10 protein-coding genes are annotated in these 11282 nt (G+C 76.2%); 4 read left to right on the forward strand and 6 right to left on the reverse strand.

From position 1 onward, the window contains the following. Positions 1–3: 3 nt before the first annotated feature. Together JUB12_RS19180 and JUB12_RS19185 are read left to right on the forward strand one after the other, a co-directional pair. The gene (locus JUB12_RS19180; protein WP_205697046.1) at positions 4–1143 is read left to right on the forward strand and encodes a sensor histidine kinase; all 1140 of its coding nucleotides are present in this window, start codon (positions 4–6) and stop codon (positions 1141–1143) included. Further along, on the forward strand, positions 1140–1808 hold the full coding sequence (locus JUB12_RS19185) for a response regulator transcription factor (RefSeq protein ID WP_205697047.1): 669 nt from the start codon (positions 1140–1142) through the stop codon (positions 1806–1808). Before JUB12_RS19180 ends, JUB12_RS19185 begins: the two co-directional genes overlap by 4 nt. Here the strand turns inward: JUB12_RS19185 and cydC are convergent. From cydC to JUB12_RS19205, 4 genes are read right to left on the reverse strand one after another with little or no spacing between them, the layout of a single operon-like run. Continuing rightward, entirely contained in the window at positions 1789–3477 is a 1689-nt protein-coding gene (cydC, locus tag JUB12_RS19190) for a thiol reductant ABC exporter subunit CydC (RefSeq protein ID WP_205697048.1), read from the reverse strand. The two genes, JUB12_RS19185 and cydC, sit on opposite strands and share 20 nt — an antisense overlap. Continuing rightward, positions 3474–5159, reverse strand: a complete 1686-nt coding sequence (cydD, locus tag JUB12_RS19195; RefSeq protein WP_205697049.1) for a thiol reductant ABC exporter subunit CydD — start codon at positions 5157–5159, stop codon at positions 3474–3476. Before cydD ends, cydC begins: the two co-directional genes overlap by 4 nt. Positions 5160–5161: 2 nt before the next feature. Then, a complete protein-coding gene (gene cydB / locus JUB12_RS19200; RefSeq protein ID WP_205697050.1) occupies positions 5162–6247 on the reverse strand; it encodes a cytochrome d ubiquinol oxidase subunit II in 1086 nt (361 codons plus the stop codon). Between the two features lie 12 nt (positions 6248–6259). Continuing rightward, the gene (locus JUB12_RS19205) at positions 6260–7669 is read right to left on the reverse strand and encodes a cytochrome ubiquinol oxidase subunit I (RefSeq protein WP_205697051.1); all 1410 of its coding nucleotides are present in this window, start codon (positions 7667–7669) and stop codon (positions 6260–6262) included. 172 nt (positions 7670–7841) lie between these two features. On the opposite strand from JUB12_RS19205, the gene JUB12_RS19210 reads away from it, so the two are divergent. Then, a complete protein-coding gene (locus JUB12_RS19210) occupies positions 7842–8216 on the forward strand; it encodes an SRPBCC family protein (protein ID WP_205697052.1) in 375 nt (124 codons plus the stop codon). A 12-nt stretch (positions 8217–8228) separates the two neighbouring features. Here JUB12_RS19210 and JUB12_RS19215 read toward each other — a convergent pair whose 3' ends face one another. After that, the gene (locus JUB12_RS19215; protein ID WP_205697053.1) at positions 8229–8642 is read right to left on the reverse strand and encodes a CBS domain-containing protein; all 414 of its coding nucleotides are present in this window, start codon (positions 8640–8642) and stop codon (positions 8229–8231) included. A 130-nt stretch (positions 8643–8772) separates the two neighbouring features. On the opposite strand from JUB12_RS19215, the gene JUB12_RS19220 reads away from it, so the two are divergent. Continuing rightward, on the forward strand, positions 8773–9693 hold the full coding sequence (locus JUB12_RS19220) for a universal stress protein (protein ID WP_205697054.1): 921 nt from the start codon (positions 8773–8775) through the stop codon (positions 9691–9693). Here the strand turns inward: JUB12_RS19220 and JUB12_RS19225 are convergent. Next, complete coding sequence (locus tag JUB12_RS19225) at positions 9690–11204, reverse strand: PAS domain S-box protein (RefSeq protein WP_205697055.1); 1515 nt, start codon at positions 11202–11204, stop codon at positions 9690–9692. The genes JUB12_RS19220 and JUB12_RS19225 overlap by 4 nt on opposite strands. Positions 11205–11282: the final 78 nt, after the last annotated feature.

Genomic DNA, 11282 nt, shown 5'->3' on the forward strand with positions numbered 1-11282 from the left:
TGGATGCGGGAGCAGCTTGCGCGCAGCCGAGCCCTGCGGGCGTGGCTGCCACTGGTGCTCGTCGTGCCGGTGCTGACGCTCGACGCGGCGCTCAGCGACAAGGGCCCGGCGATCACCTGGTGGCGGGAGCTGCTGCTCGTCGTCGGCTGCCTGCCGCTGCTGCTGCGCGAGCGGCTCGGCTTCGCCCTGCTCGGGCCGCTGCTGACCGCGGGCATCGTGCTCGCGCTCTGGGCGCTCGAGCCGGGCGAGACGATCGTCGTCCTGCCGATGATCGCGCTGGCGACGCTCGGCGCGCGCGGGACGCGGCGCCAGAGCGTCTGGGCGGGCATCGGGCTGCTGCCCTGCGTCATGGCGGGCGTCCTGCCGTTCGCCGACACCACAGCCGACTTCCTCGAGAACGTCGTGCGCAACTCCGCGCTGTGCCTCCTGGCGCTGGCCGCCGCGGACGTCGCCCGCTCGCGCAGCGAGGCCACCGAGCGCCAGGCCGCCGCCCGCGAGGAGGAGGCGCGACGGCGGATGGCGCAGGAGCGGCTGCGCATCGCCCAGGACGTCCACGACGTCGTGGCGCACGCGCTCGTCGCGGTCAACGTCCAGGCCGGCGTCGCCGCCCACCTCGTCGAGCGCGACCCCGAGCACGCCCAGGAGGCGCTGCGCCAGATCAAGGCCACCAGCGGCGAGGCGCTCGACGAGCTGCGCGCGACGCTCGGCGTCCTGCGGGCCGGCGACGACGACGCCGCGCCGGTGCGCCCGGCCGCCGGCCTGCACGACCTCGACGAGCTGGCGGGCGCCCTGCGGGCCGCGGGCGTGCGCGTGGAGCTCGACGTCGACGAGGCCGTCCAGGCGCCCGCGCCGGTGCACGCCGCGGGCTATCGGATCGTGCAGGAGGCCCTGACCAACGTCCTGCGCCACGCGCGGGCCCAGACGGTCCGGGTGCGGGTCGCCGGCGACGGCGAGGCGGTGCGCCTCGAGGTCGTCGACGACGGGGTCGGCGAGGGGGCCGCGCCCGGCGACGGTCGCGGGCAGGGGGTGCGCGGGATGCGCGAACGTGCGGCGGCGCTGGCCGGCACGCTGGAGTCCGGCCCTGCCCCCGGCGGCGGCTGGCGGGTGCTGGCCCGGCTGCCCGCCCAGGGGGCGCCGCGGTGACGACCGTCCTGCTCGCCGACGACCACGTCCTCGTGCGCGCGGGATTCCGCGCGCTGCTCGACGCCGAGCCGGACATCGCGGTCGTGGCCGAGGCGGCCGACGGCCGCGAGGCGGTGGAGCTCGCCCGCCACCACGTGCCCGACGTCGTCCTGATGGACGTCCGCATGCCGCACGTCGACGGCCTCACCGCGACCGCCGACATCACCGCCGACCCGGCGCTCGCCGGCACGCGGGTGGTCGTCCTCACGACCTTCGAGCTCGACGAGTACGTCTTCGGCGCGCTGCGCGCCGGCGCCGCCGGCTTCCTGCTCAAGGACGTCGAGCCGACCGGCCTGCTCGACGCCGTCCGGGTCGTCGCCGCCGGGGACGCGCTGCTCGCGCCGCGCCACACGCGCCGGCTCATCGAGGCGTTCGTCGCGCAGGAAGGCCGGCCGGTCGACGCCGACGGCGCGCTGCTCGACGAGCTCACGCCCCGCGAGTGCGAGGTCCTGGCGCTCGTGGGGCAGGGGCTGTCCAACGCCGAGGTCGCCGAGCGGCTCGTCGTATCGCCGCTCACCGCCAAGACCCACGTCGCGCGCCTGCTGCGCAAGCTCCCCGCGCGCGACCGGGCGCAGCTCGTCGTCCTGGCCTACGAGAGCGGGCTGGTCACGCCGGGACGGCGCTGAGGTCGCCGGGGACGACGCGGCCCTCGCGCAGCTCGAGCACCTCGTCGAAGGCCTCGAGGCCGCGGCGGTCGTGCACCACGGCGAGGACGCCGCGGCCGGCGGCGAGGCGCGGGAGCTCCCGCAGGAGCGTCTCGGCGCCCTCGGGGTCGAGGTGGGCCGTGGGCTCGTCGAGCACCAGGAAGCGGGCGCCGGACAGCAGGCCGCGAGCCAGGGCGATGCGCTGGCGCTGGCCACCGCTGACCTGGGCGCCGTCCTCGCCCACGAGCGTCGCCAGGCCGTCGGGCAGCTCGTCCAGCCAGGGTCCCAGGCCCGCGTCCTCGAGCGCCCGGCGCACCTCGGCGTCGGAGGCCTCGGGGCGCGCGAGCCGGACGTTCTCGGCGATCGTCGTGGTGAACAGGCGGGCGTCCTGCGCGACGAGGCAGACGGTCCGGCGCACGTCGTCCTGGGCGAGGTCGCGGACGTCCACGCCGCCCAGCGTCACCCGTCCGGCGTCCGGGTCGCGGAAGCGCACGAGCAGCGAGGCCAGGGTGGTCTTGCCACCGCCCGAGGGGCCGAGGAGCGCCACCGCCCGTCTCGGCTGGAGCGCCAGGGTGGCCCCGCGCAGGACCGGCCGGCCGCCGAGCGCGACGTCGGCGCCGTGCACCTCCAGCGTGCCCCCCGCGGGCAGCGGACGGGGCGCGGCGGGGTCGCGGACCGCCGGCGCGCGGTCGGTCACGTCGAGCAGCCGCTGCGCGCTCGCGGCGCACGCGTCGAGCTGCTGGGCGGCGGCGGGCAGGGGAGCGACGGCCTCGAAGGACGCGAGCGCGAGGAACGTCAGGGCCGCGAGGAGGACCCCGTCCAGCCGCCCGCCCTCGACGGCCGGGACCGCCACGACGGCGACGGCCACCGCGGTGGCTCCCTGGAGCAGCGAGCCGGCCCCGGTCGCCATCGCCGCGGCGACCGCGTCGCGGCCGGCCAGCGCCCGCAGGCGCCGGTCGGCGGCGGCGAGGCGCGCACGCCGGTCGGCACCCCGGCCGGCGACGACGAGCTCGGGCGCCCCCTGCACCACCTCGAGGACCTCGGTGGCGAGAGCGGCGCGCGCGGACGCCTGGCGGCGGGCGGCGACCCGCCCCAGCCACGCCGTGGCGGCCGGCAGGAGCACGCCGGCCACCGCGAGCCCCGCGGCGAGCACGAGCGATGCGGCGGGCAGCATGACCCACGCGACGGCGACGGCGGCCGTCGACGCCACCAGGGCGGCGAGCGGCGGGCCGGCGGCGCGCAGGTGCAGGTGCTGGAGCGCGTCGACGTCCTGCACGAAGCGCGCCAGGAGGTCGCCCTGGCGCACCCCGAGGTCGCCGGGGACGAGTGGCGCGAGCCGGGCGAAGAACCGCTCGCGCAGCGTGGCCAGGGCGCGGAAGGCGACGTCGTGGGTCACCAGGCGCTCGGCGTAGCGCAGGCACGCGCGGGACAAGCCGAAGAAGCGCACGCCCACGATGAGCGTGCCGAGCGCGAGGACCGGCGGGCGCAGCGCCGCCTTCGAGATGAGGGCGCCGGACACCGTGAGCAGCCCGACGGCGCACAGCAGCGTCAGCGCCGTGAGGGCGATGCCCAGCGCGAACCGCGGCCACGAGGGCGGCGCGAGGCGGACGACCTCGCGCAGCGCGCGACCGCGGGCGGCCAGGGCACTCACGCCGCCACCGCCTCGAGCACGGCGGGTGCGCAGCGGCCGCCGTCGAGCCGGACCACGGTGTGGGCCCGGGCGGCGAGCTCCGGCCGGTGGACGACCAGCAGCACGGTCCGTCCTTCGGCGAGCCGGGCGATGGCCGCGTCGACCCGTGCGGCCGTCTGCGCGTCCAGGTGGGCGGTCGGCTCGTCGAGGACCACGAGCGGGCGCTCGGCGCAGAAGGCGCGGGCCAACGCCACGCGCTGGGCCTGGCCAGCCGAGAGGCCGCGTCCGCCGTCGCCGATGCGCGTGGCCAGGCCGTCGGGCAGCTCGGCGACCAGGTCGCCGGCTCCTGCCGCCTTCAGCGCGGCTGCGACCTCCTCGTCCGTCGCCTCGGGACGCAGCAGGCGGACGTCGTCGGCGAGGGTGCCGGCGAAGAGCATCGGGCGCTGGGGCACCCACGCGACCTGGGCGCGCCAGGCGTCGGGGTCGACGTCGCGCAGGTCGGTGTCGCCGCAGCGCACCGCACCGCCGTCCGGGTCGGCGAGGCGCAGCACGAGCGCGGCGACCGTCGACTTGCCCGCGCCGGAGGCGCCGACCAGGGCGGTCACCTCGCCGGGCGCCACCTCCAAGTCGAGGTCGTGGAGGACGTCGCCCTCACGCGCGGGGTGGGCGAAGCGCACGCCGTCCAGCCGGACGGGCAGGCGCGAGGGATCGGGGGCCGGCACGGGGCGCGCGGGGGCGGGCGCGATCGCCGGCCGGTCGAGGACCGCGTAGAGGCGCTCGGCCGCGGCGGTGCCCTCCTCGGCGGCGTGGTGCTGCTGGCCCATGGCGCGGATGGGCGCGTAGAGCTCGGGACAGAGCAGCAGGACGGCCAGCCCCGCCTCCAGCCCCACGTGGCCCTCGACGAGCTGGATGCCGACGGTGGCCGCGACCAGCGCGGTCCCGACCGTCGCGCCGAGCTCGAGGACGAACGCGGAGAGGAAGGCGACGCGCAGCGTCGCCATGGTCTCGGCCCGGTAGCGCTCGCCGATGGCGGCGATCGTGCGCTCCTGCGCCCGCTCGCGCACGTGCGCCCGCAGGGTGGGCAGTCCCCGCACGACGTCCGAGAAGTGGGCGCCCAGCAGCTGGAGGGCGTCGAAGCGCGCGCGGACCTTGTCGCGCGCCAGGAGCCCGACCAGCGCGAGGAAGACGATGAGGACCGGGATCGTCAGGGCGAGGACCAGCCCGGCCGCGAGGTCGCGCGGAAGGACGACCGCGAGGACCGCCACCGGGATGGTGACGCTCAGCACGACCTGCGGCAGGTACTTCGAGAACCATGCCTCGAGCGCGTCCACGCCCTGGACGGCGACCGTCGCCAGCTCGCCGCTGCGCTCGCCGGCGGCGGCCAGCGGCGCGCCGCTCAGCAGGTGCGAGGCCAGGCGGCCGCGCAGCTCGCCGAGGACGCGCAGCGCGCCCAGGCGACCGACCAGCTCGAAGGCCCCGACCACGACCGCCCGCGCCGCGACGACGCCGAGGAGGGCGAGCACGGTCGGGGTGAGGCTGGCGATGGCGCGGTGGCCGAGGAAGCCCTCGAACAGCAGGTGCGCCAGCAGCAGGGCCTGGGCCACGACGAGCCCGGCGGCCAGCACGCCGAGCGCGCCGATCGCGAGCACCGCGTGCCGGGCCGCGCGGCCCTCGCGCAGCAGCCGCCGGTCCGTGGCGCGCACCCTCAGCCCCCGGCGGCGGCCGGGCGCGGGCCGCCCTCGCCGGGACCCTCGCGGGAGCCGAGGAGGTCGAGCGGGCTGTCGCCCTCGACCGCCTCCGGACCGCCGACCCGCCGGCGGAAGACCCAGTAGGACCAGGCCTGGTAGGCGAGCACGACGGGGACCATGCAGACCGCCACGACCGTCATGACCTTGAGCGTGTACGGCGTCGACGAGGCGTCCTCGAGGCGCAGGCTGGCACCGGGCCCCGACGACACGAGGGCGTTCGGGAAGAGCTCGGACCACAGGCCGGCGAAGAGCAGGACGATGCCGGCGGCGCTCACGCCGAAGGCCACGGCCGGCCGGCGCAGCGCGCTGGCCGCAGCGACGGCGAGGGCGGCGACGGCGGCGGCCAGCAGGGCCACGGAGACGACCTCGACGCCGTCGCCCGCGCCCTGGCGCAGCGCGGTCCACAGCGCGAAGGTCGCGCCCACGGCGAGCGCCGCGGCGGTCAGCAGCCTGGCCGCGCCCTGCGCCCGCTCGTGCAGGACCCCCTGGGTGCGCAGCTGCAGGAACAGCGCGCCGTGCGCGAGGAAGAGCGTCAGCGTCAGCACGCCGCCCAGCAGCGCGTACGGGTTCAGCAGCCCGAAGAAGCCGCCCACGTACTCGCCCTCGGCGTCCAGCGGCACGCCCTTGACGATGTTGGCCCACGCCACACCCCACAGCAGCGCGGGGATCGCGGAGCCGACGACGATCGCCCACTCCCAGCGCGAGCGCCACGCCGCGCCGTCCTCCTTGCCCCAGAGCTCGACGCCGACGTTGCGCAGGATGAGCCCGAGCAGGACGAGGAAGAGCGGCAGGTAGAAGCCGGAGAACAGCGTCGCGTACCACTCGGGGAACGCGGCGAAGGTCGCGCCGCCGGCGGTCAGCAGCCACACCTCGTTGCCGTCCCAGACGGGGCCGAAGGTGTGCAGCAGGTCGCGGCGCTCGGTGGCCGTGCGGCCGAGCTTGCGCAGCAGCATCCCCACGCCGAAGTCGAAGCCCTCGAGGACGAAGTAGCCCGACCAGAGGACGCAGATCAGCAGGAACCAGACGGTCTGGAGCGTGGTCATCGCAGTGGGCTCCTAGTAGGCGAGGACGAGGTCGTCGGAGGAGGTCCCGGCGGGCCGCTGGGGCGGGCCGTCGGGCAGGGGGTCGGGGCCCTTGCGGGCCAGCCGGGCGAACAGGCGGTAGCCGATGAGGCCGAACACCGTGTAGACGGCGGTGAAGCCCACGAGCGTCAGCCCGACCTCGGTCGCGGAGGTGGACGGCGAGATCGCGTCCTCGGTCTTGAGCAGGCCCTGCACCACCCACGGCTGGCGTCCCATCTCGGTGAAGATCCAGCCGGCGAAGTTCGCGAGGAACGGCAGCGCCGCCGCCGGGACCAGGACCTTGAGCCAGCGCGGGCCGAGCGCGGCCATGCTCCGGCGCGAGCGCCACAGCAGCCACGCGCTGAGGGCCATCATCACCATGGCCAGGCCGACCATGATCCGGAAGGACCAGTAGGTCAGGCCCACGATCGGCGCGTACTCACCAGGGCCGTACTGCGCCCGGTAGCGGGCGTTGAGCTCGTTGATGCCCAGGACCTTCGCGTCGAAGTTGCCCTGGGCCAGGAAGGACAGGGCGCGCGGGACCTGCACGTCCACGTTGGTGCGGCCCGGGTTGGGGGTCCAGTCGCCGGTGGCGAAGAGCGAGAACGGCGCCGGCTCCTTGGTCTCGAACAGCGCCTCGGCGGCCGCCATCTTCATCGGCTGCTCGTCGACGAGGTGCATGCCCTGGAAGTGGCCGACCACGCCGGTGAGCGCCGTCGCGGCGAGCGTCACGGCGAGCGCGATGCGCAGCGTGCGCCCCATGGCGACCGCCTGCGTGCCGCGACGGAGGTGCCACGCGGCGACCGCGGCGACGACCATGCCGGCGGTCGCCCACGCCCCGAGGATCGTGTGCGGGAAGGCCAGCAGCGCGGTCGTGTTCGTCAGGACCTCGAGGATCGAGGTCATCTCCGCGCGGCCGGTCGCCTCGTTGATCTCGTAGCCGACCGGGTGCTGCATCCACGCGTTGGCGGCGAGGATGAAGTACGCCGAGAGCATCGAGCCGATCGCGACGGCCCAGATCGTGGCGAGGTGGAGCTTGGGGGACAGGCGGCCCCGACCGAAGATCCACAGGCCCAGGAAGGTGGACTCCAGGAAGAACGCGATGAGCGCCTCCATCGCCAGCGGCGCGCCGAAGACGTCGCCCACGTAGCGGGAGTAGCCCGACCAGTTCATGCCGAACTGGAACTCCTGCACGATGCCCGTCGCGACCCCCAGCGCGAACGAGACGAGGAAGAGCTTGCCCCAGAACCTGGCGGCCTGCTCCCACTCGTCCTTGCCCGTGCGGTAGGCCGCGGTCTGGCAGATGGCCACCCACGCCGCCAGCCCGATCGAGAGCGGGACGAAGACGAAGTGGAAGAGCGTCGTGGAGGCGAACTGGAGCCGTGCGAGATCGAGGACGTCCATGGACGGCGACGCTACGGGCGGGCCGGCGCCCGTCCATCGGGGCTGGATCCGCGACGTGGCGCGGCAGGTCACGGGCCGGCCTGCGGACTTCCACGGAGGCGCGCCGGGCTTGACGGCCGGCCCGCCGGGGGAGAACCTGCGCCGACCAGCACCCGGCCCCGGAGGGACACCGATGGACCACCAGCACGCCGAGCACATCGCGGCCACGCCCGACGCCGTCTTCCAGGCGCTCGCCGACGTCCGCAACCTGCCCCACTACGTCCCGCAGATGACGGCGGCCGAGCCCAAGGGCGGCGACAAGGTCGAGGTCGAAGCGCGCTACGACGGTCACACCCAGCACGGCGAGGCGTGGTTCCGCGCCGACGAGGAGTCCCACAGCATCGAGTGGGGCGCCGGCGACGGCCCGTACCACGGCCGGATGCACGTCGAGGCCGACGGCGACGGCAGCAAGCTCGTGCTCGACCTCACGACGACGCACGTGCAGTCCCACGACGACGTCAAGGCGACGCTCGACGCGGTGCGGCGGCTCGTCGAGTCGGAGGTCTAGCCGCGGGCGGCGTCAGACGACGCCGCCGACGTGACGGACGACGTCGGAGTCCGCCAGGACGCTCAGCGGCCGGCCGCGGTCGTCCATGAGCAGCACGTGGCTGGCGCCGCTGCCCACCAGCGCGTCGATCGCCTCGCTGAGGGTGGCGTCGTGGCGCAGCCTCGCCGGTCGCTCCGTGACCGCGTCGAGCGCCGTCGCGGTCGACCAGTCACGCGCGTGGTTGTGGAGCATGCCGCGGGCCGTCACCCAGCCGAGGAGGTCGTCGCCCTGGGCCACCAGGACCGCGTGGACGTGGTGCTCGGCCATGGTCCGGGCGACGAAGGCGAACGTGGCGGTCGGCGGCACGCGGACCACGCCGGCACGCGCGAGGTCGGACGCGGGGCGGTCGAGCAGCTCGGCCGCGCGGGCGGGGATCGTCGTGAACATGGCCGCACTGTCGCGGTGACGCGAGGCCGCGGCATCGGGAGCCACTCCGGTCCGCGCTGCGGGCGACTACGCAGCCGGTCCCGCACGAAGGGCCCATGGCTGGGCAGAGGAGCGCATCTAGCGTGGCGCCATGTCGATCCTCGAGCCGGACCCCACCGCGCCGCTGCGCGTCGTCGTCGGCGTCGACGGCGCTGACGGCGGTCGCGACGCCCTCGCCCTGGCCCAGGCCCTCGGCGCCGGACCCGCACTGCTCGTCGGCGTCTTCCCCATGCGCAACCACGTGGCCGGGATCGACGCCCTCGGCGACACCGACGCCGTCCGGGCGGCGGCGCTGCGCGGCGACCTCGACGCGGCCGCCGCGGGCCACGGCCTCGCCGACGCGGAGCTGTGCCCCGTCACGGACGAGCGCCCCGCGGACGCGATCGTGGCGGCCGCGGTGTCGCACGAGGCGGACCTCATCGTCCTGGGCTCGTCGCGCCGCGGCGCTCTGGGCCGCCTGTTCCTCGGGGACGTCGGGCGCGAGGTGCTGCGCTGCGCGCCGTGCCCGGTCGCCTTCGCGCCCGCCGGCTACGCCGAGCACGCGGTCGAGCCGCGGCGCCTCGTGGCCGGCTACGACGGCCGCGACGGCGCGGAGCCCGTGCTCGAGACGGCGGTCGCGCTGGCCGACCGGCTCGCCGCGGCGCTGACCGTCGTCGTCGCCTGCGCCCCCCTGCCGGCGTCGCTGCGCGGCGCCGCTGCCTCCGCGGTCGACGTGCAGGGCATCTCCGAGCAGGAGCGCCACGCGAAGGAGGAGCTCCTCGCCCGGACGCTCGAGCGGCTTCCCGGCCGCGTCGCCGGGCGCCTGGAGGAAGGGGCGGCGGCGACCGTCCTGGTGCGGCTCTCCCAGGAGGTCGACCTCGTCGTGGTCGGTCGGCGGCCGCGCGCCCACCGCCTCGGGCCGGGCGGACCGTCAGACGCGCTGGCCCACGGCGCCGCCTGCCCGGTGGTGGTGGTCGGCAGCGCGACCGCGGCCACCGGGGCGACGGCCCGGCACGTCGCGGCGGAGCGCTAGTCGCGGGCCGGCCGCCCGGCGAGCTTCTCGCGGTACATCGCGCGGTCGGCCTCGGCGAGGACGGCCTCGTCGCTGGGGGTCTCGCGGTCGATGAGCGCCAGGCCGACGCTGGCCCGGACGCCGAGCACGCCGCCGCCCGGAAGCTCGACGCGGACCCCGGCGACGGCGTCGCGGAGGTCGCGTCGCACGACCTCGGCCTGCTCGGCTCCGGCGTAGGGGAGCAGCACGGCGAACTCGTCACCGCCGATGCGCGCCACGACGTCGGTCTCGCGCAGTCGCCGCCGAAGGGCGGCCGCGATCGCCTTGAGGGCGCGGTCGCCCGTCTTGTGGCCGTGCTGGTCGTTGACCGCCTTGAAGTCGTCGACGTCGATCATCAGCAGGGCCGCCTGCTCGCCGTAGCGCCGGGCGCGACCGACCTGCTCGCTGATGTCGCGCTCGAACCCGCGGCGATTGCGGGTGCCGGTCAGCGCGTCGTGCTCGGCCAGGAACCGCAGCTGCTCCTGGTAGCGCCGGCGGGCGCTGATGTCGCGCGCGATCGTCGCGATGCCGACGACGGCGCCGGCGTGGTCGCGGATGGGCGAGACGGTGAGCGAGACGTCGACGTGCGTGCCGTCCTTGCGCGCCCGCACGGTCTCCAGGTCGTCCACCCGCTCGCCGGTCCGCACGCGCCGCAGGATCTCGCTCGTGTCGTCGTCGTGGCCCGGCGGGACGAGCATCGCGATGGACTTGCCGAGGACCTCGGCGGCGGCGTAGCCGTACAGGCGCTCGGCGCCGGGGTTCCAGCTCGTGATCCGGCCGTCGAGGTCCTTGCCGATGATCGCGTCGTGCGAGGACTGCACGACGGCGCGGAAGTGCGAGGCGTCCTGCTCCGCGCGGCGGCGGTCCGAGATGTCGCGCACTGCCGCGGACACGAGCTTCTCGCCGTCGGTCTCGAGCGGGCTCAGCGAGATCTCCACCGGGAACTCCGATCCGTCCTTGCGTCGCCCGTGCAGCTCCAGACCCGCGCCCATCGCCCGCGTGTGGGGGTCCCGCGCGTAGCGCACGCGGTGCTCGGCGTGGCGGTCCCGCGCGGCGCCGGGGACGAGGAGCTCGACGGGCTGGCCCAGCAGCTCGTCGCGGGCGTAGCCGAACAGGCGCTCGGTCTGGGCGTTGACCAGGACGATCGCGCCCGCTGCGTCGGCGATGACCATCGCGTCGGGGGCCGACTCGAGCAGGCGGCGGAAGCGCACCTCCGACCGGCGGCGCTCGTCGACGTCGCGCACGGCGCTCACCACGAAGCACCCAGGGGCGCCTGACGCCGCGACGTCGGACAGCGGGCGGCCGGCGAGCTGCGCCGCCGAGCGGCCGAGGAGCGCCTCCGCGGCGGCGTTGGCGAGCACGATCCGGCCCTGGTCGTCGACGGCGACCATCGCCTCGCGCGCGCCCGCCACGAGCTCGCCGAGGTGGCGATGCAGCGGGTCGTCCTGCTCGGGCCGGCCAGCGGGGGGTCCGCCGGCTGGTGACGCCGTCATCGTCACAGCGCCCGCCTCTTCGGCAGCGCAGTGCAAGACCTTGAGCGCGAATCGCCATCCCGCGCCCGGCGGGCGGTC

The sequence above is a fragment of the Conexibacter sp. SYSU D00693 genome (assembly GCF_017084525.1).
Taxonomy (GTDB): Bacteria; Actinomycetota; Thermoleophilia; order Solirubrobacterales; family Solirubrobacteraceae; genus Baekduia.

Coding starts and splice junctions, on each gene's coding strand:
- JUB12_RS19180 (WP_205697046.1), top strand. CDS start 4: ATGCGGGAGCAGCTTGCGCGCAGCCGAGCCCTGCGGGCGTGGCTGCCA.
- cydB (WP_205697050.1), bottom strand. CDS start 6,247: ATGACCACGCTCCAGACCGTCTGGTTCCTGCTGATCTGCGTCCTCTGG.
- JUB12_RS19205 (WP_205697051.1), bottom strand. CDS start 7,669: ATGGACGTCCTCGATCTCGCACGGCTCCAGTTCGCCTCCACGACGCTC.
- JUB12_RS19210 (WP_205697052.1), top strand. CDS start 7,842: ATGGACCACCAGCACGCCGAGCACATCGCGGCCACGCCCGACGCCGTC.
- JUB12_RS19215 (WP_205697053.1), bottom strand. CDS start 8,642: ATGTTCACGACGATCCCCGCCCGCGCGGCCGAGCTGCTCGACCGCCCC.
- JUB12_RS19220 (WP_205697054.1), top strand. CDS start 8,773: ATGTCGATCCTCGAGCCGGACCCCACCGCGCCGCTGCGCGTCGTCGTC.
- JUB12_RS19225 (WP_205697055.1), bottom strand. CDS start 11,204: ATGACGGCGTCACCAGCCGGCGGACCCCCCGCTGGCCGGCCCGAGCAG.